General features: G+C 72.7%; 21 protein-coding genes, 1 tRNA gene, 2 rRNA genes and 2 pseudogenes. 14 read left to right on the forward strand and 12 right to left on the reverse strand.

Features of this window, described 5'->3' with window-relative positions:
* The 5 genes from M8316_RS12795 to M8316_RS12815 form a co-directional block, all read left to right on the forward strand.
* Positions 1-93, forward strand: a 23S ribosomal RNA gene (locus tag M8316_RS12795); the annotation flags it as partial.
* A gap of 219 nt (positions 94-312) precedes the next feature.
* Positions 313-429: ribosomal RNA gene (gene rrf, locus M8316_RS12800) — 5S ribosomal RNA — on the forward strand.
* A gap of 148 nt (positions 430-577) precedes the next feature.
* Complete coding sequence (locus M8316_RS12805; protein WP_250055131.1) at positions 578-1648, forward strand: tetratricopeptide repeat protein; 1071 nt, start codon at positions 578-580, stop codon at positions 1646-1648.
* Between the two features lie 143 nt (positions 1649-1791).
* Positions 1792-2595 carry a PP2C family protein-serine/threonine phosphatase gene (locus M8316_RS12810; protein WP_250055133.1) on the forward strand — a complete coding sequence of 268 codons (804 nt, stop codon included), beginning with the start codon at positions 1792-1794 and terminating at the stop codon, positions 2593-2595.
* A 233-nt stretch (positions 2596-2828) separates the two neighbouring features.
* Positions 2829-3308, forward strand: a complete 480-nt coding sequence (locus M8316_RS12815; RefSeq protein WP_250055135.1) for a DUF3145 domain-containing protein — start codon at positions 2829-2831, stop codon at positions 3306-3308.
* 72 nt (positions 3309-3380) lie between these two features.
* Here the strand turns inward: M8316_RS12815 and M8316_RS12820 are convergent, their stop codons facing one another.
* The 7 genes from M8316_RS12820 to M8316_RS12850 all read right to left on the reverse strand — a co-directional run bounded on the left by M8316_RS12820 (position 3381) and on the right by M8316_RS12850 (position 10641).
* Positions 3381-3833, reverse strand: coding sequence for a hypothetical protein (locus M8316_RS12820; protein WP_250055137.1), 453 nt, complete (start codon positions 3831-3833; stop codon positions 3381-3383).
* 126 nt (positions 3834-3959) lie between these two features.
* Complete coding sequence (locus tag M8316_RS12825) at positions 3960-5420, reverse strand: acyl-CoA carboxylase subunit beta (RefSeq protein WP_250055139.1); 1461 nt, start codon at positions 5418-5420, stop codon at positions 3960-3962.
* Positions 5420-6670 carry a beta-ketoacyl-[acyl-carrier-protein] synthase family protein gene (locus tag M8316_RS12830; protein ID WP_250055141.1) on the reverse strand — a complete coding sequence of 417 codons (1251 nt, stop codon included), beginning with the start codon at positions 6668-6670 and terminating at the stop codon, positions 5420-5422. Before M8316_RS12830 ends, M8316_RS12825 begins: the two co-directional genes overlap by 1 nt.
* A gap of 106 nt (positions 6671-6776) precedes the next feature.
* The gene (locus M8316_RS12835) at positions 6777-7022 is read right to left on the reverse strand and encodes an acyl carrier protein (protein WP_250055143.1); all 246 of its coding nucleotides are present in this window, start codon (positions 7020-7022) and stop codon (positions 6777-6779) included.
* 122 nt (positions 7023-7144) lie between these two features.
* Positions 7145-8143, reverse strand: coding sequence for a beta-ketoacyl-ACP synthase III (locus M8316_RS12840; RefSeq protein WP_250055145.1), 999 nt, complete (start codon positions 8141-8143; stop codon positions 7145-7147).
* The gene (locus M8316_RS12845) at positions 8143-9327 is read right to left on the reverse strand and encodes an acyltransferase domain-containing protein (protein WP_250055148.1); all 1185 of its coding nucleotides are present in this window, start codon (positions 9325-9327) and stop codon (positions 8143-8145) included. The genes M8316_RS12840 and M8316_RS12845 overlap by 1 nt, the downstream gene beginning before the upstream one ends.
* 126 nt (positions 9328-9453) lie before the next feature.
* Positions 9454-10641, reverse strand: a complete 1188-nt coding sequence (locus M8316_RS12850; RefSeq protein WP_250055149.1) for a PucR family transcriptional regulator — start codon at positions 10639-10641, stop codon at positions 9454-9456.
* Positions 10642-10811: 170 nt separating this feature from the next.
* Here M8316_RS12850 and M8316_RS12855 point away from each other — a divergent pair, with 170 nt between their 5' ends.
* Complete coding sequence (locus tag M8316_RS12855; RefSeq protein ID WP_250055151.1) at positions 10812-11798, forward strand: alpha/beta fold hydrolase; 987 nt, start codon at positions 10812-10814, stop codon at positions 11796-11798.
* A gap of 28 nt (positions 11799-11826) precedes the next feature.
* Here the strand turns inward: M8316_RS12855 and M8316_RS12860 are convergent, their stop codons facing one another.
* Entirely contained in the window at positions 11827-12210 is a 384-nt protein-coding gene (locus M8316_RS12860; RefSeq protein WP_250055153.1) for a VOC family protein, read from the reverse strand.
* A 78-nt stretch (positions 12211-12288) separates the two neighbouring features.
* Between M8316_RS12860 and M8316_RS21310 the strand changes: the two are divergent.
* Positions 12289-12639 (forward strand): annotated as a pseudogene (locus M8316_RS21310) (DUF6597 domain-containing transcriptional factor); the annotation flags it as partial.
* A gap of 259 nt (positions 12640-12898) precedes the next feature.
* Positions 12899-13135 (forward strand): annotated as a pseudogene (locus tag M8316_RS12865) (helix-turn-helix domain-containing protein); the annotation flags it as partial.
* Between the two features lie 73 nt (positions 13136-13208).
* Here the strand turns inward: M8316_RS12865 and aceE are convergent.
* Positions 13209-16001: a pyruvate dehydrogenase (acetyl-transferring), homodimeric type gene (gene aceE, locus M8316_RS12870; RefSeq protein ID WP_250055157.1), complete on the reverse strand. Its 2793-nt coding sequence runs from the start codon at positions 15999-16001 to the stop codon at positions 13209-13211.
* Between the two features lie 386 nt (positions 16002-16387).
* On the opposite strand from aceE, the gene M8316_RS12875 reads away from it, so the two are divergent.
* From M8316_RS12875 to M8316_RS12895, 5 genes are all read left to right on the forward strand, one after another.
* A complete protein-coding gene (locus M8316_RS12875; RefSeq protein WP_308196015.1) occupies positions 16388-16828 on the forward strand; it encodes a DUF3052 domain-containing protein in 441 nt (146 codons plus the stop codon).
* A gap of 179 nt (positions 16829-17007) precedes the next feature.
* Entirely contained in the window at positions 17008-18723 is a 1716-nt protein-coding gene (locus tag M8316_RS12880; protein WP_250055159.1) for an AMP-binding protein, read from the forward strand.
* Between the two features lie 37 nt (positions 18724-18760).
* Positions 18761-19261: a peroxiredoxin gene (locus M8316_RS12885; RefSeq protein ID WP_250055161.1), complete on the forward strand. Its 501-nt coding sequence runs from the start codon at positions 18761-18763 to the stop codon at positions 19259-19261.
* 159 nt (positions 19262-19420) lie between these two features.
* Positions 19421-19495, forward strand: a tRNA-Val gene (locus M8316_RS12890).
* 90 nt (positions 19496-19585) lie between these two features.
* Positions 19586-20491 (forward strand): tyrosine-type recombinase/integrase, encoded by a 906-nt coding sequence (locus tag M8316_RS12895; protein ID WP_250055163.1) that lies wholly within the window; start codon positions 19586-19588, stop codon positions 20489-20491.
* A gap of 45 nt (positions 20492-20536) precedes the next feature.
* Here M8316_RS12895 and M8316_RS12900 read toward each other — a convergent pair whose 3' ends face one another.
* Together M8316_RS12900 and M8316_RS12905 are read right to left on the reverse strand one after the other, a co-directional pair.
* Positions 20537-20821 (reverse strand): DUF3263 domain-containing protein, encoded by a 285-nt coding sequence (locus M8316_RS12900; protein ID WP_250055165.1) that lies wholly within the window; start codon positions 20819-20821, stop codon positions 20537-20539.
* Positions 20822-20864: 43 nt separating this feature from the next.
* The gene (locus M8316_RS12905) at positions 20865-21065 is read right to left on the reverse strand and encodes a hypothetical protein (protein WP_250055167.1); all 201 of its coding nucleotides are present in this window, start codon (positions 21063-21065) and stop codon (positions 20865-20867) included.
* A 249-nt stretch (positions 21066-21314) separates the two neighbouring features.
* Between M8316_RS12905 and M8316_RS12910 the strand changes: the two genes are divergently transcribed.
* A complete protein-coding gene (locus M8316_RS12910; protein WP_250055168.1) occupies positions 21315-21503 on the forward strand; it encodes a hypothetical protein in 189 nt (62 codons plus the stop codon).
* A gap of 10 nt (positions 21504-21513) precedes the next feature.
* On the opposite strand, the gene M8316_RS12915 is transcribed toward M8316_RS12910, so the two are convergent.
* Positions 21514-21669 carry a hypothetical protein gene (locus M8316_RS12915; protein ID WP_250055170.1) on the reverse strand — a complete coding sequence of 52 codons (156 nt, stop codon included), beginning with the start codon at positions 21667-21669 and terminating at the stop codon, positions 21514-21516.
* Positions 21670-21673: the final 4 nt, after the last annotated feature.

A 21673-nucleotide genomic window follows, 5' to 3' on the forward strand; every position in this document is an offset into this window, starting at 1 on the left:
TAAGGCCCCCAGTAGATGACTGGGTTGATAGGCCGGAGGTGTACAGCAGTGATGCCCAGCCGACCGGTACTAATAGGCCGAGGGCTTGTCACCACACTCCTACACTGCACACACAAACAAACACACAGATACAGCGTGTGATTGAGCGTGTCTCGCGTCCACTGATTGAACAACCAAACGCTTGCCGGCGATTCGCCGACGCGGGTGGTGATCCGCTAGGGTCGTCACCATCAAATGAATAGTGGCTTGGCCACATCACTACGCCCTCCCGGTACGACCGGCGAAGCGGCGGAACGTGTGAGCCGATAGAGTTACGGCGGCCATAGCGAGAGGGAAACACCCGGTCCCATCCCGAACCCGGAAGTTAAGCCTCTCAGCGCCGATGGTACTGCAACCGCGAGGTTGTGGGAGAGTAGGACGCCGCCGGACAATTCTTCCAAGAAGGGGCCACCCAGCAGGGTGGCCCCTTCTTGTATTTTCAGTCGTGTCGGAGCCAGCACGCGTACCTGCATCGCACCCGTGCGGACGTGACCGCGTCCGTGACTGTCGCCGGCCCAGCCGGAGAAGGAGCCAGACCATGGCCGAGAACCGTCGACCCAGCAACGGAGACCGCCGGCCCGGTGGCCGTAGCGGCGGGCCCAGCAGCTCGCGCGGGGGCCAGGGTTCCCGAGGCGGCCAGGGGTCGAACCGGGGACAGGGTGGCCAGGGCGGGCGCAGCGGCGGCAAGGGCGACGGCCGCGGCTACGGCTCCTCCGACGGCCGCGGTCGGTCCGGCGATCGCCCCGAGGGCGGTCGCGGGGGCCAGGGTCGTTCCTGGGACAAGAACGACCGGCGCAAGGACGACCGTCGCCGCGACGACTCGCGTCCGCGGCGCGACGGCGACTACCGCGGGCGTGGTGCTGGGCGTGACGAGCGTCCCGAGGACGACCGGCCGAAGCGCACCCCGGAGGAGCAGGCCCGCTACGACGGACCTGACTTCCCCGAGGGCATCACCGGCCGCGAGCTGGACCGGGGCGTGGCGGCGCAGCTGAAGGGCCTGCCCGAGAAGGTCGCGGCTCGGGTGGCCCGGCACCTCGCGGCGGCCGGTTCGCTGATCGAGAGCGACCCCGAGACGGCCTACGGCCACGCGGTCGCGGCTCGGCTGCGTGCGCCTCGGCTCGCCGTGGTCCGCGAGGCGTCGGGCGAGGCCGCCTACGCCGCGGGCCACTACTCCGAGGCCCTCTCGGACCTGCGGGCCGCCAAGCGGATGAACGGCGCCACCGACTACCTGCCGATCATGGCGGACTGCCACCGGGCCCTCGGCCAGGCCGACCAGGCGCTGAAGCTCGCGAAGAGTCCGTCCGTGGCGAACTTCTCCGCTCCGGCCAAGGCCGAGATGACGATCGTGGAGGCTGGTGCTCGCCGCGACCTCGGCCAGGTGGACGCCGCGCTGCGCACCTTGGAGCTGGCACCGCTGCAGAGCAAGTCGCGCGAGCCGTGGGTGGTGCGTCTGCGCTACGCCTACGCCGACACGCTGGTCGAGGCGGGTCGGCTCGAGGACGCCCTCGCCTGGTTCCACCGGACCTACGCCATCGACGCCGACGAGATCACCGACGCGGCCGCCCGTGCCGCGGACCTGGAGGCGAAGGGCGCCTCGTCCAACGAGTGACCTCCGCACCTGCTCGAGCCTGACCGTGGGCGCCGTCCGAGGACGGCGCCCACAGTGGTCTCCAGGGGCGAGCACAGGTTGCGGCCCGCTCGGGGGCCTAGCGTGGAGCGCGTCCACGGACGCGACGTCGTCAGGAGGCCGCCGTGCTGAGCTTCGAGGTGTTGTCCGCCGTGAGCAGCGCCGGCCCGGGGCGGATGACCAACGAGGACGCTGCCTACGCCGGCCCGCGGCTGGCCCTGGTGGCGGACGGGGTGGGCGGAGCGCCCGCCGGTCAGGTGGCGTCGGCGACGTCGGCCCACGTGCTCTGCGCCGACCTGTCGTCCCCCGTCCCGCCGGGGGAGGCCGCTGCTCGTCTGAGGGCCTCGCTGTTGCGGGCTCGTGCGTCGCTCGCGGTGGGGCAGCGTGACGACCCGGCCAGACAGGGCATGGCCTGTACGTTGTCCGCCGTGCGTCTGGACGGGTCCAGACTGGTGATCCTGCACCTGGGCGACACCCGGGTCCACCTCGTCCGCGACGGCGTGGCGCGCAGGTTGACCCAGGACCACACGTGGGTCACCGAGATGCTGGCCCGTGGGGTCCTGCGTCCCGAGCAGGCGATCGGGCACCCCTACCGGCACGTGGTGACCAGGTCGGTCGCCGCGGAGACTGGCAGCGGTGAGCCCGACGTCCTCGTGGTCGACGCCCGTCCCGGTGACCACCTGCTGCTCACCAGCGACGGTGTGGACCTCGGCGGCGACCCTCTCGAGAGGGTGCTGCGCGGGCGGCCGGCGCAGGTGGCGCGGACGCTGGTCCGGGAGGCCCGGGCACGGGGGAGCAGGGACGACGCCACGGCGGTGTGGCTCGAGGTCGTCGACGTGGCTCCGACGGGCGGAGCCGGTCGGCTTCTCGGTGCAGCGAGCGATCCTCGACACGTCATCGGCGAGGTGGGCGCCGCGATGACCGGCTGAGGCCTCGGCACCGGACGCTGCCGGCGCGGTGGTCCGCACCAGGACGGGCTGTTCCGGAGCGTCTCACTGGTGCAGACGCGTCCCATGAGTCACAATGGGCGGCACAACCACATATCCGTCACACGGTTCATCCGACGACGACGGCTCGAGATCGCTGGGGAAGGCGTAGCTCGCGCTGAACGAAGGAGATTCCGGTGACCACTGCTGCTGCCACCCGTGCTGCCACGAGGGGCGTGCTTTTCGTGCACTCCGCCCCGTCCGCACTGTGCCCCCATCTCGAGTGGGCCGTGGGAGGCGTCCTCGGCGCGCCCGTGAGCCTGGACTGGACGCCCCAGCCCGCCCAGGCGGGCACCTACCGCGCCGAGCTGTCGTGGACGGGCCGCACCGGCACCGGTGCCGCCGTCGTCTCCGCCCTCAAGGGCTGGGACAAGCTGCGCTTCGAGATCACCGAGGAGCCGACCTCCGCCACGGAGGGCTCGCGCTACTCCTACACCCCCGAGCTCGGCGTCTTCCACGCCGTCACCGGGCTGCACGGCGACATCCTCATCCCCGAGGACCGGCTGCGCGCCGCTGTCGTGAAGTCGGCTGCCGGCGAGACCACGGTCGAGATCGAGGTCGACAAGCTCCTGGGCAAGCCCTGGGACGACGAGCTGGAGACGTTCCGGCACGCAGGCGAGGGCGCCCCTGTCCGCTGGCTGCACCAGGTCGTCTGAGCGCACGGCACCGCGACCCGCCCTGCGCGCCGAGCTACCGCCCCTGCCGGGGCGGGGCCGCGCGGGGCGGGTTCAGCGCTTCCGGATGCGGAAGTGCGTGGGGGCGATCCACCCCTCGTACTTGGTCCAGCCGTCGTAGTAGGTCAGCTTCGCGCGGATCGTGAAGCGTCCGGCACGGGTCTGGGACCGGCAGAAGCGGAAGGAGCCCGTGCCGTGCCGGGGGTCGCCGCCGTAGAGGAAGGCGCCGGAGGCGACCTGCTCGCCGTCCCGGTCGATCAGGAAGGTCTCCAGGCCCCACGCGTCCTGCGTCGGCGGCCGCACGCGGTAGCGGTAGGAGTAGTTCTTGCACCCGCGCTTCATCGCCCTGTCCTTGGCGGCCGTCTTGCCGTACTCGGCCATCCGGTGCTGCGTGCCGGCCTCGGCGGACGTCGCCGGCAGGGCAAGCAGCGCCGCGAGGAGCGCGACGGCCAGCAGGGCAGCACCCGACCGGGGGCGTGCGCGGCGGGAGTGGGGGAGCGCGTCCATGAAGTACCTCCGGGGCCGGCCAGGGGAGCCGGCGTGATGTGACGTGCGTCATGCGACGGTGCCACGGCTGGTCCGGAATGGCAACAGGCCGCACCCCGTGAGGTGCGGCCTGTCGACGCTCGTGCGTCAGAGCGGGATGTTCCCGTGGGCCCCGCGGTGGACGCCGTCGGACTGGATGGCGTCGTGGATGGCGCCGGCCAGGGTCGAGCGCGTGGCCGACGGCTCGACGACCTCGTCCACGACCCCGATCTCGATGGCCTTCTCGACACCGCCGGCGATCCGCTCGTGCTCGGCGGCCAGCTCTGCCTCCACCTGCGGGCGGATCTCGGGAGCGACCTCGGCCAGCTTGCGCCGGTGCAGGACGCGCACCGCGGCCACCGCACCCATGACCGCGACCTCGGCGCCCGGCCAGGCGAAGACCTTGGTCGCGCCCAGCGAGCGGGCGTTCATGGCGATGTAGGCGCCGCCGTAGGTCTTGCGGGTCACCAGGGTGACGCGCGGGACGACGCACTCGCCGAACGCGTGCAGCAGCTTCGCGCCGCGGCGGACGACGCCGTCCCACTCCTGGCCGACACCGGGCAGGTAGCCGGGGACGTCGACGAGGACGATCAGCGGCACGCCGAAGGCGTCGCACATGCGGACGAAACGGCTGGCCTTCTCCGCGGACAGCGAGTCCAGGCAGCCGCCCAGGCGCAGCGGGTTGTTGGCCACCACACCGACCGTGCGTCCGCCGAAGCGACCCAGCGCGGTGACGATGTTCGGGGCCCAGCGCGCGTGCTGCTCGAGCATGGTGCCCTCGTCCAGGACGCCCTCCACGAGCGGGTGCACGTCGTAGGCGCGCTTCTTCGACTCGGGCAGGAAGCCGGCGAGGTCGATGTCCTCGACCTCGGAGACCCGCAGGCTGCCCTGGGCGCCCAGCAGGTGCGCGGTCGTCCGGGCGCGCTCGAGCGCGTCGTCCTCGGAGTCGGCGACCTGGTGGACGACGCCGGAGCGGCGTCCGTGCGGCTCGGGGCCGCCGAGGCGGAGCATGTCGACGTCCTCGCCGGTGACCGAGCGGACAACGTCCGGGCCGGTGACGAAGATGCGGCCCTCGGGCCCGAGGATGACGATGTCGGTCAGCGCCGGGCCGTAGGCGGCACCACCGGCGGCGGGGCCGAGCACGACCGAGATCTGCGGGACGACGCCCGAGGCCTGGGTCATGATCTGGAAGATCCGGCCCACGGCGTGCAGGCTCAGCACGCCCTCGGCGAGGCGGGCGCCGCCGGAGTGCCAGAGGCCGATGATCGGGATGCGGTCCGTGAGCGCGCGGTGGTAGGCGTCCACGACGACCTTGCAGCCGTCGTCGCCCATGGCGCCGCCCATGACGGTGGCGTCGGAGCAGAAGGCCACCACGGGGGCGCCCTTGACGGTGCCGATCGCGGCGAGCATGCCCGAGTCGTCGTCCGGGGAGATCAGCTCGAGGCTGCCCTCGTCCAGCAGCGCGGTGAGGCGCTTGACCGGGTTGCGGGGGTCCTGGTCGCGAGGGATCTTCACCTTCTTCGCCGGTGCGGCCGGCGCGGGGGTGGGGGTGTCAGCGGTGGTGGTCATCAGATGCTCCCGAAGGCGACTGCCACGTTGGCGCCGCCGAAGCCGAAGGAGTTGTTGAGGGCGACGATGTCGCCGGCCGGCAGGTCGCGCGGCTTGGTGGCGATGTCGAGGTCGACGGCCGGGTCCTGCTCGTCGAGGTTGATCGTCGGGGGCGAGACACGCTCGACGACGGCCTTGACGACGGCGACGGCCTCGAGGGCGCCGGCACCGCCGAGGAGGTGGCCGGTCATCGACTTGGTGGAGGTGACGACGACCTCGCGGGCGTGCTCCGAGCCGAGGACGGCGTGCAGCATGAGGCCCTCGGCGATGTCGCCCTGCGGGGTCGAGGTGGCGTGCGCGTTGACGTGCACGACCGAGGCCGGGTCGACGTCGCCCTCGGCGAGCGCCCGGCGGATGGCGCGGGTGCCGCCGCGACCCTCGGGGTCCGGCTGGGCGATGTCGTGGGCGTCCGCGGTGACGGCGGCGCCGAGGACGGTCGCGTAGATCCGCGCGCCGCGTGCCTTGGCGTGCTCCTCGGACTCGATGACGATGCAGCCTGCGCCCTCGCCGAGGACGAAGCCGTCGCGACCGGTGTCCCAGGGGCGGGAGACCGCGGTGGGGTCGGTGTCGTTGGCCGTGCCGGACTTCGACAGCGCCATCATGTTGGCGAACGCCGAGATGTTCAGCGGGTGGATCGCGGCCTCGGTGCCGCCGCAGACGACCACGTCGGCGCGGCCCAGGCGGATCTGGTCCAGGCCCAGGGCGATGGCCTCGTTGCCGGAGGCGCACGCGGAGACGGGGGTGCTGGCGAACGCGCGGGCGCCCAGGTGCAGCGACACGGTCGCGGCCGGGGCGTTCGGCATCAGCATGGGGACCGCCAGCGGGGAGACGCGGCGGGGGCCCTTCGCGAGGAGCTGGTCGTAGTTGCCGAGCAGCGTGTTGACGCCGCCGATGCCGGAGGCGAACGCGACGCCGAGACGCTCGGGGTCGACGTCGCCCTCACCGATGCCGGAGTCGGCCCAGGCCTCGGTCGCGGCGATCAGCGCGAACTGGGAGGAGCGGTCCAGCCGGCGGGCCTTGACCCGCTCGAGCACCTCGGACGGGTCGACCTTGGCGCGGCCGGCGATCTTGACGGGCAGGTCGGCGGCCCAGTCCTCGGTCAGCGGGGAGATGCCGGACTCGCCGGCCAGCATGGCCTCCCAGGTGGAGGCGACGTCCCCGCCGAGGGGATTGGTGGTGCCGAGTCCGGTGACGACGACTCGCTTCGACATGTGCAACAGGTCCTTGAGGTAGGTCGGACGGGTTGGTGCTGGCCACGGGGTGGCCGGTGGCGGGACGTCGCGGGGGCGGTGGCTCCCCGACGTCCCGCCGGGGGCGTCAGCCCTGGGCCTTCTCGATGTAGGCGACGGCGTCGCCGACGGTCTTGAGGTTCTTCACCTCGTCGTCGGGGATGGAGACGCCGAACTTCTCCTCGCAGGCCACGACGACCTCGACCATGGACAGGGAGTCGACCTCGAGGTCGTCCACGAAGGACTTGTCGAGCTGGACGTCGTCGACGTCGACACCGGCGACCTCGTTGACGATCTCGGCGAGGTCGGCGCGGATCTCTTCGGTGGTGGCCATGAGGCTTCCTCTTCTTCTCTTGGTCGTGCCGGTCGGCACGACGGGTTCCGGGTGGAAGGGGTGGAGCGGGTCCTGCTGACCGGGCCTGCGGCCCGGTGGTGCGGGGTCTGGGCCCAGGGGGCTCAGGGGACGACGACGACCTGGGCCGCGTAGGCCAGGCCGGCGCCGAAGGCGATGATCAGGGCCAGGTCGCCCGACTTCGCCTCGCCCTCTTCGAGCATCCGGTGCATCGCGAGGGGGATGGAGGCCGCGGACGTGTTGCCCTGCTGGGCGATGTCGCGGGCGATCTTGACGTGCTCGGGCAGCTTCATCGCCCGGGCCATGGCGTCGGTGATGCGGTTGTTGGCCTGGTGCGGGACGAACACGTCGAGCTCGTCGGCGGTGATGCCCGCACGCTCGAGCGCCTGGAGGCCGACCTTGGCCATCGTGAAGGACGCCCAGCGGAAGACCGGGTTGCCCTGCATCACCAGGTGCGGCACGCGCTTCTCGCCGGACTCGAGCACGTCGAGCCAGGTCTCGCGGTTGCGGATGAGGTCGTACTGCTCGCCGTCCGAGCCCCACACGACCGGGCCGATGCCCGGGGTGTCGCTCGGGCCGACCACGGCCGCGCCCGCGCCGTCCGCGAAGATGAACGCGGACGAGCGGTCGTCGGGGTCGGTGATGTCGGAGAGCCGCTCGACGCCGATGACCAGGACGTGGCCGGCGGACCCGCCGCGCACCATGTCGTTGGCCAGCGCGATGCCGTGGCAGAAGCCGGCGCAGGCGGCCGAGATGTCGAACGCCGCGGCCTGGTCGGTGCCCAGCTGGTGGGCGACCATCGTGGCCAGGCTGGGGGTCTGCAGGAAGTGCGTCACCGTGGCGACGACGACCGCGTCGATCTGACGGGCGTCCACGCCGGAGGCCTCCAGGGCCTCCCGGGCCGAGGAGATCGCCATCAGCTCGACGGTCTCCTCGGGCGTCGCCCAGCGGCGCTGCTCGATGCCCGAGCGGGTGCGGATCCACTCGTCGCTGGAGTCGAGGCGCTCGACGATCTCGCTGTTGGGGACGACGCGCGAGGGCCGGTACGCCCCGACCCCGAGGATCGTGGCGTACTCCGCGCCGGTGGGGGAGGACAGGGGCATCAGAGGGAGCCCTCCGGGTAGAGGCGCAGCAGCGGCTGGCCGGGGGAGACGAGGTCGCCGTCCTCCACGAGCCACTCGACGACCTGGCCGCCGTGCAGGGCCTCGACCGAGACCTTGTCGCGGGTGGAGGCCACCTCGCCGATGCTGGTGCCGGGGGCGACGACCTCGGCGTCGGCCACCTCGGCGCCGATGCGGAAGGTGCCCTTGGCCGGGGAGACCACGACGCGCCAGGTGGGGGTGAGGTCGAGGCCCGCGGGCTCGCCGTGCTTGTCGATGAACGCGCGGGCGTCGTCGATCTGGTCGGGGCCGTTGAAGGAGAAGGTCTCCACGCCCTTGAGGGCGCGCTTGGCGATGCCCGTCAGGGTGCCGGCCGGCGGCATCTCCAGGATGCCGGTGACGCCCAGGTCGCTCATGGTCTCCATGCACAGGTCCCAGCGGACCGGCGAGGAGATCTGGCCGACGATGCGGCGCAGGACGTCGCGGCCCTCGTGCACGACCTGGCCGTCGCGGTTGGAGATGACGCGGGTGCGGGCGTCGTGCGTGGTCACGGCGGCGGCGAGCTGCTCGAGGTGGCTCACGGCGGGGGCCATGTGCTGGGTGTGGAAGGCGCCGGCGACGGACAGGGGACGCAGCCGCGCCTTGGCGGGCGGCGCGTCGGCGAACGCGGCGAGCTGCTCCATCGTGCCGGCGGCCACGATCTGGCCGGGGCCGTTGTCGTTGGCGGCGGTGAGCCCGTTCGCGGCGATCGCGGCGAGCACCTCCTCGCGGTCGCCACCGAGCACGGCGGTCATGCCGGTCGGGGTGACGGCGGCGGCCTGGGCCATGGCCTTGCCTCGCTCGCGGACGAGCACCATGGCCTGCTCGGCGGTGATGGCCCGGGCGCCCGCGGCGGCGGCGATCTCGCCCACGCTGTGGCCCGCGACGGCGCCGATGCGCTGGAAGGCGTCACCGGGGTGCGGGAAGAGGTGGAGGGCCGAGACGAGCGAGGTCGCGACCAGCAGCGGCTGGGCGATCTGCGTGTCGCGGATCGTCTCCGCGTCGGCCTCCGTGCCGTAGTGGGCCAGGTCGAGGCCGGCGACGGTGGAGAGCCAGTGGAACCGCGCGGCGAAGGCGGGGTCCTCCAGCCAGGGCTTGAGGAATCCGGGGGTCTGGGCTCCCTGTCCGGGAGCGACGATGACGAGCACGTAGGACACTCTGCCGTTGTCGGACCCCACGACTCATGGGCGGCGCGCACCATTTTTTGCCCGTGTCGTTTGTGGGAACCCCACAAATCAGTGCGTTCTGTCACGTGCCACCTGTCGCTGCACGCGTCAGGTGTCGGGCGTCTCCGTCGCGCGACCCGACTGGCGGCCCAGGATCAGGGCGATGGAGAGGGTGAGAGCGTCGCGTGGCTGGGTGGCCGACAAGCCGGTCACCTCGGCCACCGACCGCAGCCGGTAGCGCACCGTGTTGGCGTGCACGAACAGGGTCCGCGCCGCGGCCTCCACCGAGCCGCCGGTGGCCAGGTAGGCCGACAGCGTCGCGGTGAGCGCGCCGCGCGCGTGGACGAGGGGGAGGTAGACGTCCTCCACCAGGTGCCGCCGCGCGTGGCCGTCGCCGGCCAGGGCACGCTCGGCCATGAGGTCGTCGGCCGGCACGGGGCGGGGCGCCTGGGGCCAGCCCGCGGCCGCACGCAGCCCCGACATGGCGGCACGGGCGGAGAGGTGCGCGTCGCCCAGGCTGTCGGCCACGGGGCCGACCACGACCGGCCCGTCGCCGAAGACCGGCAGCACGGCTGCTGCTGCAGCGCCCGGGTCCTCGGCGCCCCCGAGGAGGACGACGAGCCGGTCGCCCTGCACGGCGCACAGGGCGTCCATGCCGCCGCTGCGGGCGCGGCGCCGGGCCTCGGAGAACAGGTCCGTCTCGGTGCGCCGGTGGGGCGCCTGGCCCAGCACCACGGCGATGCCGTCCTGCGACGTCCAGCCCAGGGCGCTCGCGCGGGAGAGGATCGCCTCGTCCGTGTCCGAGCGCAGGACCGCGTCCACCACGAGGGCCTCGAGCCGGGCGTCCCACGCGCCTCGCGCCTCCGCGGCGCGGGCGTAGACCTCCGCGGCGGCGAAGGCGACCTCGCGGGCGTAGCGCAGGATCGCGGCGTGCACCTGCGCGGCCTCCTCGGGCGGCAGCAGGGAGCCGACGTCCGCCTCGATGGCGTCGATGGAGAGGCGGACGAGGTCGACCGTCTGCTGGAGGCTGATCGCGCCGGCCAGGGCGCGGGGCGCGGCGCCGAAGACCGCGGCGGCGATCGCGGTGCCGCTGCGGTGGCCGCCCTGCTGGTCGTCGGCGTACCAGTCGACGAAGCTGCGCACGCCGTTCTGCACGATCTGCCCGACCCACGCGCGGTCCTCGGCGCGCATCTCGCGGAACCAGGGGAGCGCGGAGTCCATCCGTGCGGTGGCCGCGGTGCTCAGCGCACCCGTGGCTCGGAGCAGGGTCTCCGCCGCGGGGGACTCGCCGGTCATGCCTGCGAGCCTAGTCCAGGCGGGGTCCGGTGCGCCGCCGGCGGTCACGCGCGTGCAACGTGGCCGCAACGGGGGTGTGATGCACTTCTCATCAAGATCTGCCCGTGAGCCCGCCGGGCGGTTACCGTGGACACGACGTCACAGGTCCGTGCGCCAGGTGAGGAGGAGCTGTGCCGACGAGCACCCAGGCCCGCCCCGCGCGCACGCGCGCCCGCGGCCGCGACGGCCACGAGCTGAGGTTCGTCACCATCCACGGCCACCGCCGGGCGTTCGTCACGGCCGGCCAGGGGCCGGCGCTGGTGCTGCTGCACGGCCTCGGCTGCGACCACACCACCTGGTCGCCCGTGATCGGGCGGCTCGCGGAGCACTTCACCGTCATCGCGCCGGACCTTCTCGGCCACGGGGCCTCCGACAAGCCCCGCGCCGACTACAGCGTCGGCGGCTACGCCAACGGCATGCGCGACCTGCTGACCGTGCTCGGCATCGACAAGGCCACCGTGGTCGGGCACAGCTTCGGCGGGGGCGTCGCGATGCAGTTCGCCTACCAGTTCCCCGAGCGCACCGAGCGGCTCGTCCTGGTCGCCTCCGGCGGTCTCGGCCCCGAGGTCACCCCCGTCATCCGGGCCGTGACCACCCCGGGGTTCCACCAGGTGATGGGCGCGCTGACGATGCCCGTGGTCCGCCAGGTCGGGACGACGGCGATGTCGGCGCTCTCCCTGCTGCCGGTGCCGGCCACCCGGGACCTCGACGAGGTCGCTGCCATCTACGACTCCTTCAAGGACCCGGCGGCCCGCGCCGCGATCCGGCACGTGGTGCGCGCCGTGGTCGACTGGCGGGGCCAGATCGTCACCATGGCCGACCGCGCCTACCTCACCGAGGCCATGCCGATGTGCGTGCTGTGGGGCACCGACGACCACGTCATCCCGGTCAGCCACGCCGCCAACGCGGCGGCCCTGGCGCCCAAGGCCAGGATCGAGATCATGGACGGGGCGGGGCACTTCCCGCACAAGGAGGACCCGGAGCGGTTCGCCGACCTGGTGCTCGACTTCTGCGCGAGCACCCGGCCCGCGGTCTACTCCCGGGCCCGCTGGCGCGCCCTGCTGCGCACCGGGCACGACACCGGGCTCACCTCGGTGGGCGGCGCGACCGGCGCCTGAGTCGCCTCGCCGCCGGAGGCCGGGCGTCTCAGCCCCAGGCCGCCGCGTCGGTGAGGCAGAAGGGGTGGCCCGCCGGGTCCAGCAGGACCCGCCAGGTCTCGCCGGGCTGCGGGTCCGCCATGGAGGCGCCGAGCGCGACGGCGCGCTGCGCCGCCTCGTCCAGGTCGTCGACGGCGAGGTCGAGGTGCACCTGCTTGCGCCCGCCCTCGTCGGGCCAGGACGGCGGCACGTGGCCCTCGACGCGGCCGAAGCCGAGCCGGGCGGGGCCGTGGGTGAGCATCGCGTAGTCGTCGGTCGCCACGGCCACCTCCCAGCCGAGCAGGGCGGCCCAGAAAGTCACCTCGGGCGCCACCTCGGCGCAGTCGAGGGTGACCATGGCGAGGCGGGCGACGGGCGGGGTCTGTGCGCTCATGCCCCCAGGCTGGCCGCGTCGCCCCGGCCGGGATTGGAGGAACGCGACAGCCGGGTGCTGCGGGGCGAGGATGGGGTGATGAGTGAGGACCGGGGCGAGCGGCGCGCCCGCGCGCAGCTGCTGCGGCCGGACCTGGCCGAGGGGCGGTTCGCCACCGGCCGCACGGAGCCGCCGGGGGACCTGGCGCCGCTGGTCGACTACGGCTGGTGGGTGTCCTGGTCGCTGCCGGAGCCGCACGTGCAGGCCGTCGTCCCGAGGCCCGTGGTGCACGTGGCGGTCGAGGACGTCGACGGGCGGCCGCGGCTGCTGGTGGGGGTGCGGACGACCGGGTTCGAGCGGCGGCTGGAGGGGACCGGAGCCACGGTGGCACTGGCCTTCCGGCCGGCCGGCTTCGCCCCGGTGCTGGGTGCCGACGTGGCCCGGCTGCGCGACCGCGAGACGCCGGCGGCCGACGTGCTCGGCGTCGACGACGTGCCGGTGGCGGCCCGCGCGGCCGCCCTCGCGGGCGCCGGGGACCCGGCGGCCGGGGTGGAGGTGCTCGCGCAGTGGCTGCGCGGGCTCGCGCCCGAGCCCGACCCGGTGACCGACGAGCTGGCGGCGCTGGTGGAACGCGTCGAGACGGACCGGTCGCTGCGACGGGTCGAGCAGCTGGCGGGGCTGGCCGGGGTCACCGTCCGCACGGCGGTTCACCACGCACGTCGGCGTCGGCCCGAAGTGGGTGCTGCGGCGGTTCCGGCTGCTCGACGTCGCGGCCGCCGCGCACGGGGGCGAGCCCGTCGACTGGGCCGGGCTTGCGGCCGACCGGGGTTTTGCCGACCAGTCCCACCTGGTGCGGGAGTTCACCGGGCTGACCGGACGCTCGCCGGCCGCGTACATGCGGGACCTGGGCGGACGGGCGGGCAGCAGCCCGGGCGGGAACGGCTGAGCCGCCGCCGGCTCCCGGTCTCCCGGGGCCGACGACGGCTCGCTCGTGGTGCTGGTGCTGGGGGAGGGACGCCTCAGGCGTCGCCACCCTCCTGCTTGACGCCGCGCGTGGCGGTGGCGTCGTCGATCTTGTACTGCGCGAAGGCCTTCTCCACCAGGCTCGGGTCGATGTCGCCGGCGTCCGCGAGGCCCTGGAGGGCCCGGACGACGACCGACTCGGCGTCGATGTTGAAGAACCGTCGGGCGGCCGGGCGGGTGTCGGCGAAGCCGTACCCGTCGGCGCCGAGGACGCAGTAGTCGCCGGGGACCCAGCGAGCGATCTGCATCGGCACGGCGGACATGTAGTCCGAGACCGCCACGAACGGGCCGAGGCCGCCGGAGAGCTTGGTCGTCACCCACGGGGTGCGACGCGGCTCGCTCGGGTGCAGCAGGTTGTAGTCCTCGGAGGCCACGGCCTCGCGGGCCAGCTCGTTCCAGGAGGTGACCGACCAGATGTCGGCGTACACGCCCCAGTCCTTGGCCAGCATCTCGGCCGCCTCGGTCACCCACGGCATGCCGACGCCGGAGCCCATGAGCTGCACGCGCGGACCGTCGCCCTGGATCGACCCGACCTTGTGCACGCCCTTGAGGATGCCCTCGACGTCGACGTCCTCGGGCTCCTTCGGCTGGGAGACCGGCTCGTTGTAGACGGTCATGTAGAACACGACGTCCTCACCGTGCGGGTGCTCCTCGGTGGAGCCGTACATGCGCTCCAGGCCGCTCTGCATCACGTGCGCGACCTCGTAGGCGTACGCCGGGTCGTAGTGGACGACGGCGGGGTTGGTCGCCGCGAGGAGCGGCGAGTGCCCGTCGGCGTGCTGGAGGCCCTCGCCGGTCAGCGTGGTGCGACCGGCGGTGGCGCCGATGAGGAAGCCGCGGCCCATCTGGTCGGTCATCGCCCAGATGGAGTCGCCGGTGCGCTGGAACCCGAACATCGAGTAGAAGATGTAGAACGGGATCATCGGCTCGCCGTGGGTGGCGTAGGCCGTGCCGGCAGCCGTGGCCGAGGCCATCGCGCCGGCCTCGGAGATGCCCTCGTGCAGCAGCTGGCCGGAGGTGGACTCCGCGTACTTCAGCAGCAGCTTGCGGTCGACGGACTCGTACGACTGGCCGTGCGGGTTGTAGACCTTGGCGCTCGGGAACATGGCGTCCATGCCGAAGGTCCGGTACTCGTCCGGCGCGATCGGGACGATGCGCTTGCCGATCTCCTTGTCGCGCATCCAGTCCTTGAGCAGGCGGACGGCGGCCATGGTGGTGGCGATCTTGTTCTTGCCCGAGCCCTGCTTGATCTCGGAGTAGACCTTGTCGCCGGGCAGCGTGAGCGGCTTGGCGTTGGTGCGGCGCTCGGGGACGGAGCCGCCGAGCTGCTTGCGCCGCTCCATCATGTACTCGAACTCGGGGCTGTTCTTGCCGGGGTGGAAGAACGGCGCGGCACCGGTGGCCTCGTAGGAGCGCTCGAGGTCGGCGTCCGAGATGGGCAGGTAGAGGCGGTCGCGGAACTTCTTGACGTCGTCCTGCGTCAGCTTCTTCATCTGGTGCGTGGCGTTCTTGCCCTCGAGGGCGTCGATCGTCCAGCCCTTGATGGTGTGCGCCAGGATCACGGTCGGCTGGCCGACGTGCTTGGACGCCGCGTCGAAGGCCGCGTACACCTTGCGGTAGTCGTGACCGCCGCGGGGGAGCTTGCGGATCTGGTCGTCGCTCATGTGCTCGACCATCTTGCGCAGACGCGGGTCGTCGCCGAAGAAGTGGTCGCGGACGTAGCCGCCGGACTCCACCGAGTAGGTCTGGAACGCACCGTCGGGGGTGGAGTTCATCTTGTTGACCAGGGCGCCGTCGACGTCGCGGGCGAGCAGGTCGTCCCACTCGCGGCCCCAGACGACCTTGATGACGTTCCAGCCGGCGCCGCGGAAGTTGGACTCCAGCTCCTGGATGATCTTGCCGTTGCCGGTGACCGGGCCGTCGAGCTGCTGGAGGTTGCAGTTGATGACCCAGGTGAGGTTGTCCAGCTCCTCGCGGGCGGCCACGCGGATCGCGCCGAGGCTCTCGGGCTCGGCCATCTCGCCGTCGCCGAGGAACGCCCACACGTTCTGGTCGCTGGTGTCCTTGATGCCGCGGTTGTGCAGGTAGCGGTTGAACCGGGCCTGGTAGATCGAGTTGATGCCGGTGAGGCCCATGGAGACCGTGGGGAACTCCCAGAACTCCGGCATCAGGCGCGGGTGCGGGTAGGACGAGAGGCCCTGGCCGACGCCGTGCTGGACCTCCTGGCGGAAGCGGTAGAGCTGCTCCTCGCTCAGCCGGCCCTCGAGGAAGGCGCGGGAGTAGACGCCGGGGGAGGCGTGGCCCTGGATGTAGACCTGGTCGCCACCGCCCGGGTGCTCCTTGCCCCGGAAGAAGTGGTTGAAGCCGACCTCGTAGAGGCTCGCGGAGGACTGGTAGGTGGCGATGTGGCCGCCGACCTCCAGGCCCTTGCGGTTGGCGCTGGAGACCATCATCGCCGCGTTCCAGCGGATGAACGCACGGATGCGTCGCTCGATGTCCTCGTCGCCGGGGAACCACGGCTCGCGCTCGGGCGGGATGGTGTTGATGTAGTCGGTGCTCCGCAGCGCGGGCACGCCGACCTGCTCCTGGCGCGCGCGCTCGAGCAGCCGCAGCATCACGTAGCGGGCGCGGTCGCGGCCCCGCTCGGACACCATGGCGTCGAAGGAGTCGATCCAGTCCTGGGTCTCGGACGGGTCGATGTCGGGCAGCTGGGTGGGCAGACCCTCGTGGATCACCGACGGGATACCGCCGGTGCGGGTGCCGGATGAGTTCGATGATGCCTCGGTCACCCTTGCATCGTCGCACGGCTTCGGACCGCACGAAACGCCCCGGCGCCGGTTCTCGCACTGGCGACGCGACTGTTCGCTCAGCGGACGTTTTTGCGGGATGTTTGTCAGAACATGGGTGGCTACAGGAGTTCCCGCCCACGTCAGGGGCCGGTCTGGACCACGAGTGTCCGCGGCGTGCCTCGCCGGCGGGCCTCGTCCCTCGTGGCCCGCGCAGGACCGCGGCGCGGCACCTCCTCGGGGGCTCGGCGGCACGAAAAGGGCTGGTCGAGGGGCATCAGTTGCGTGTCAGAGGTTGCGCCGGATGGTCGGTTCCGATGGACTACGCCTCACACACCGGTGCGCGAGCCCGGTGTCGCACACCACAATCGACGAAGACGGAGGCTCACGTGAGCTCGACCGCGGGTGGCGGGTCCACCCAGACAGACACCGCGTCCGGCGCCGGCGCGCGCCTCGGACTGGGCGCGGGCATGGTGGTCCAGGAGCTCGGGTGGGACAACGACACCGACGACGACCTCCGGGTCTCGATCGAGGACGCCATCGACGCCGACATGGTGGACGGTGACTACGGCAACGTGGTCGACGCCGTCCTGCTCTGGTGGCGTGCCGAGGACGGGGACCTCGTGGACGGTCTCGTCGACGCCCTGACGGACCTCGTCGGCGGCGGCTCGATCTGGCTGCTCACGCCGAAGGTCGGGCGTCCCGGTTCCGTGGACCCCTCCGACATCGCCGAGGCCGCGCCGATCGCCGGCCTCTCGCAGACGACCACCGCGACGGTCTCCAAGGACTGGTCCGCGACCCGGTTGGTCGCGCCCAAGACGCCCGTCTGAGGCGCTCCCGCCGGCCGACACCCGCTGGGGTGTCGGCCGTCACTCCGGGCGTGCTCGGTCGTTGAGCCGTCGTCCGCACCGCCGCGGACGACGTCGACCGCTCGGAGGCCCGCGTGCCAGGTACCACCGTCCACCCGCCCGCCGACCCGACACGCGCGGAGCGAGGTGGAGGGCCCAGCGTGCTCGGCGGCCTCCCGGCCTCCCGTGCCGCGAAGGCGCTCTCGACCGCCTCCGCCGGCGCCCGGGTGCTCACGCGGGCCGGCGTCGTCCGGCCCTACGGCCCCGGTGTCCTGGCCGGTCTCGCCGTGACCCTGCGCCGGTGGGGCACCGGTGCCGCCGGCGGGTTCTCCTCGCTGGCCACGCGGGCGCCCCACCAGGTCGGGCTCGTCGACGAGCTGGGCGAGCTGACCTGGGCCGACCTGGTCGGCCGTGCCCAGTCCCTGGCCCGGGCCCTGGCCGGCCTGGGAGTGGGCGAGGGGGACCGGGTGGCGCTCCTGTGCCGCAACCACCGCGGCTTCGTGGAGACGACGATCGCCGTCTCGATGCTCGGGGCCGACGTCCTCTACCTGAACACCGCGTTCGCCGGCCCCCAGCTGCGCGACGTGCTGGCCCGTGACGCGCCGGCGGTCGTCGTCCACGACGAGGAGTTCACCCCCGCCCTCCTCGGGATCGAGGACGGTGTCGAGGATGGTGGGGAAGGGGGCGGCGCGGGCACCGAGCCCGCCGCCGTCCGCGTGGTCGCCTGGACCGACACGGACGCGCCCGGCGCCGTCACCACCGAGCAGCTCATCGCCTCCCACGAGCGGGGCCCGCTCACCCCGCCGAGCCGCAACGGGCGCACCGTCATCCTCACCTCCGGCACCACCGGCACCCCCAAGGGCGCCCCGCGGGCCGAGGCCGGCATCGACGCCGGCGTCTCGCTGCTCTCCGCACTGCCCCTGCGGGCCGGGTGGCGCACGCACGTGGCGGCCCCGCTGTTCCACACCTGGGGCTACGGCCACCTCGCCCTGTCGATGCTCCTGGGCTCCACCCTCGTGCTCGCGCGTCGGTTCGAGCCGCAGGCCTGCCTCGACCTGCTCCGGCGCGAGCGCTGCGACTCCTTCGTCGTGGTCCCGGTCATGCTCCAGCGCATCCTGGCCCTGCCCGAGGAGCAGCTCGCCGCCGCGGACCTCTCGCGGGTGCAGGTGGTGGCCTCCTCGGGCTCGGCGCTGCCGGGCGACCTGCCGCTGACCTGGATGGACCGCTTCGGCGACCGGCTGTGGTCCACCTACGGCTCCACCGAGGTCGCCTACGCCTCGGTCGCCTCCCCGCAGGACCTGCGCGCCGCCCCCGGCACGGCCGGGCGGCCGCCGTGGAACACCGAGGTCCGGGTGCTCGGCGACGACCTCGCCCCCGTGCCGCGCGGCACGACCGGCCGGATCTTCGTCGGCAACGGGCTCCTCTTCGAGGGCTACACCGGTGGCGGCTCCAAGGAGGTCGTCGACGGGCTGATGGCCACCGGCGACGTGGGCCGCGTGGACGAGGCGGGGCGGCTGGTCGTCGAGGGCCGCGACGACGACATGATCGTCTCGGGCGGGGAGAACGTCTTCCCGCAAGAGGTCGAGGACTGCATCGCCCGGATGCCGGGCGTCGAGGAGGTCGCCGTCGTGGGCGTGGCCGACCCCGACTTCGGCCAGCGGCTGCGCGCCTTCGTCGTGGCTGCCGGGGCACCGCACGCCGGGGCCGCGGGCGGCGGGGGACCCACCGCTGAGGAGGTCCAGCAGCACGTGCGCGACAATCTGGCGCGGTACAAGGTTCCGCGCGACGTCGTCCGGCTGGACGCGCTGCCGCGGAACGCCACCGGCAAGGTGCTCAAGCGGGAGCTGCCGCACCCCGAGACCTCGCCGGAACCGTAGGACGCACCCACCACCGACGCCGGAGCCAGGAGGAGCGATGACGCCCCAGACCCCGACCGACCCCGATGCCACCACCCCGGGGCTCACGCTCGGTGGCCCGGCCCCGGACTTCTGCCTGCGCGACCAGTTCGGCCAGGACGTGCGACTCTCGGACTTCCGAGGGCGCAAGGCGGTCGCCGTGCTGTTCTTCCCCTACGCCTTCTCCGGGGTCTGCACCGGGGAGCTGACCGGCGTGCGTCGCCGGCTCGACGAGTTCCTCACCTTCGACACCGAGGTCGTGGCGATCAGCTGCGACCCCGTCTACTCGCTGCGGGCCTTCGCCGACGGCGACGGGCTCAACTTCCCCCTGCTCTCCGACTTCTGGCCGCACGGCGAGGTCGCCCGCGCCTACGACGTCTTCGACGAGGCCAAGGGGTGCGCCCGTCGCTCCTCCTACGTCGTCGACAAGGAGGGCCGGGTCCGCTGGTCGGTGCACAACGCCATGGCTGAGGGGCGCGACCTGGACGAGCACCTGCGCCAGCTGGCGGCGGTGCTCTGAGGCGACGACAGGCGTCGTCCAGTCCCGCCTGGCGAGCAGTGCGCCCGTTCCTCCGGACGGGTGCCCGCGCTCGGGCTACACTGGACTCGTCGAACCGCCGGTGACCCGAGACGCCGGCGGTTCGACCCTGTCCGGGGCCTTCCGCGCCGCCGGCAGCCGGGGCGTATAGCTCAGCGGTAGAGCTCCTCGCTTACAACGAGGCGGTCGGGGGTTCGATCCCCTCTGCGCCCACCAACAGCCCCTGACCAGGCGTGACTGTCGGTGCCTTCGAACACAATGCCTAAGCACAGTGTTCGCAAACCACCTAGTCAGGGGACTCACCTCATGCCCCACGCCACCGCCCTCCGCGGCCTCTACCCCTCCTGGACCCTCGCCATGGAGGCCGAGAACAAGAGCCCACGCACCGTCCGCGGCTACCTCGACAGCCTCGAGCTGTTCGCCCGCTGGCTCGAGGACAACCAGCACCCCGTCCTCCCCGAGGACATCACCACCGCGCTGCTCCGCACCTGGCTCGTCGAGCTCACCGAGACCCGGTCCGCGTCCACGTCCCGCACCCGCTGGAACGGGCTCCGGTCGTTCTTCGCCTGGGCCGCCGAGGAGCAGGAGATCCCCGCCAACCCGATGGAGCGAGTCAAGGCGCCGGCGCTGCCGGAGAAGATCATCCCGATGCTCAAGGTCGAGGAGCTCAAGGCGATCATCGACGCCTGCGACGGGCCGCTGATGATCGACCGGCGCGACCAGGCCCTGATCCTGATGTACGCCGACACCGGTGCACGGCGCTCCGAGCTGGCCGCCGCACAGGTGGAGGACCTCGACCTGCGGGAGCGGACGCTGCGGGTCACCGGGAAGGGTCGGCGGGACCGGGTGCTGCCGTTCGGGGCACGGACCGCGCGGGCCGTGGACCGGTACCTGCGGCTGCGGGCCCGGTGGGACACCGCGGAGGGGCCGTGGCTGTGGATCAGCGAGCGGGACGGTGCGCCGCTGTCCTCGGACGCGATCCGGCAGATGATCCGCCGCCGTGGCGAGCAGGCCGGGGTGAAGGGTGCGCACGCGCACCAGTTCCGGCACGGGTTCGCGGACGCCTGGCTGCGGTCGGGAGGGTCGGAGGGCGACCTGATGGAGCTGACGGGGTGGCGGTCGCGGCAGATGGTGACGCGGTACGCGGCCGCCACGCGGGCGGAGAGGGCCCGGGAGGCGTACAAGGCTCGGTCGCCCATGGACAACCTCTGACGGGCGCCCAGCGGCCCGTAGCGGGGCCCTGGGGTGGTGCCTGGGTCAGGCCTCGTCTGCGAGCTGGGCGCGCGAGGCGCGGCGCTGCTGGTCGCGGGCGGCGCGGATGCGGCGGAGGCGGCGCACGAGGAGCGGCTCGGCGGCGAGCGCGGCCGGGGTATCGATGAGGGCGTTGAGCTGCTGGTAGTAGCGGGTGGCGGAGATCGCGAAGCGTGCGCGGATCTCGGTCTCCTTCGACCCGGAGTAGCGCCACCAGTGCTTCTCCAGGTCGAGCATGGCGTGCTGCTCGTCGGTGAGGGCGGGGGAGGGGGTGGGGTCGGTGGTGGTCATGGCGTGGACGCTACGACCGGCCACCGACACCACCCCTGGTGAGTCAGTCGACCTGGGCGAAGCGCCAGGCGTCGTTGTGGCCGTCCTCCGTCCAGTAGGTGTTGCCGTAGGTGTGGATGGCCTCGTCGACGACGCCTGCGAGGGCGCCGGCTCCGATTGCGAGGCTGGCGAGGACGGCTGCGCTGAGGACGCCGCCGACGATGACGCCGAGGATCTCGCTCCAGACGGTGGGGGTGTGGTTCATCAGATGGTCCCTTTCCGGGGTGTAGCAAGGGCAGGATTTCTGCCTTTGGAAGGGACGGTGGCCGGGACGTTTCGCTAGCGACGAGATCCTGCGGAACTTTCTGATCCCGGGCAGGCGGGGTCGAGGCAGGGCCCGAAGATCCGGTCGCACTCTGCGTGGAGGTCGTCGTCCTGGTCGCTCGTCATGCTGCCCAGCGTGCCTGCTGGGCGCTGGTCGTGCTGGCGTCATCCACAGGTACCGTCCGGGCTCGTGAACGAGCTGGACTGGTGGCAGACCCCGATCGACTACGGCGGCGCGCGGCCGATGACGCCGACGGAGATGCGGGAGCAGGTCGGCCGGCGGCTGGCTCAGGTGCAGCTGACGAGCGACGGTGAGCGGCAGATGGCGCTGCTGGTCGACCACCTGGTGAAGCGCCTCGCTTCACACGAGGCGAAGTAATCGCTCCGCTTCACCGCTGGACGGTGAGGCCGAGCGGCACCCATCCGTCGGGGACCTGCGCGCGGGCCTGCTCGAGGCCGGTGCCGTAGTCGTCGGTCTCGACGGTGATCTCCCTGGCCTCCGCGGTGGTGTCGTCGGCGGGGCGGGTCATCAGGCGCAGGATCACCAGC

The organism is Nocardioides bruguierae (assembly GCF_023554635.1).
GTDB classification, from domain to species: domain Bacteria; phylum Actinomycetota; class Actinomycetes; order Propionibacteriales; family Nocardioidaceae; genus Nocardioides; species Nocardioides bruguierae.

Excerpts from the sequence above, each read along its gene's own strand:
- M8316_RS12805 (WP_250055131.1), top strand. The coding sequence starts at position 578 with ATGGCCGAGAACCGTCGACCCAGCAACGGAGACCGCCGGCCCGGTGGC.
- M8316_RS12820 (WP_250055137.1), bottom strand. The coding sequence starts at position 3,833 with ATGGACGCGCTCCCCCACTCCCGCCGCGCACGCCCCCGGTCGGGTGCT.
- M8316_RS12825 (WP_250055139.1), bottom strand. The coding sequence starts at position 5,420 with ATGACCACCACCGCTGACACCCCCACCCCCGCGCCGGCCGCACCGGCG.
- M8316_RS12830 (WP_250055141.1), bottom strand. The coding sequence starts at position 6,670 with ATGTCGAAGCGAGTCGTCGTCACCGGACTCGGCACCACCAATCCCCTC.
- M8316_RS12835 (WP_250055143.1), bottom strand. The coding sequence starts at position 7,022 with ATGGCCACCACCGAAGAGATCCGCGCCGACCTCGCCGAGATCGTCAAC.
- M8316_RS12840 (WP_250055145.1), bottom strand. The coding sequence starts at position 8,143 with ATGCCCCTGTCCTCCCCCACCGGCGCGGAGTACGCCACGATCCTCGGG.
- M8316_RS12850 (WP_250055149.1), bottom strand. The coding sequence starts at position 10,641 with ATGACCGGCGAGTCCCCCGCGGCGGAGACCCTGCTCCGAGCCACGGGT.
- M8316_RS12860 (WP_250055153.1), bottom strand. The coding sequence starts at position 12,210 with ATGAGCGCACAGACCCCGCCCGTCGCCCGCCTCGCCATGGTCACCCTC.
- M8316_RS12885 (WP_250055161.1), top strand. The coding sequence starts at position 18,761 with ATGACGCCCCAGACCCCGACCGACCCCGATGCCACCACCCCGGGGCTC.
- M8316_RS12895 (WP_250055163.1), top strand. The coding sequence starts at position 19,586 with ATGCCCCACGCCACCGCCCTCCGCGGCCTCTACCCCTCCTGGACCCTC.
- M8316_RS12900 (WP_250055165.1), bottom strand. The coding sequence starts at position 20,821 with ATGACCACCACCGACCCCACCCCCTCCCCCGCCCTCACCGACGAGCAG.
- M8316_RS12905 (WP_250055167.1), bottom strand. The coding sequence starts at position 21,065 with ATGAACCACACCCCCACCGTCTGGAGCGAGATCCTCGGCGTCATCGTC.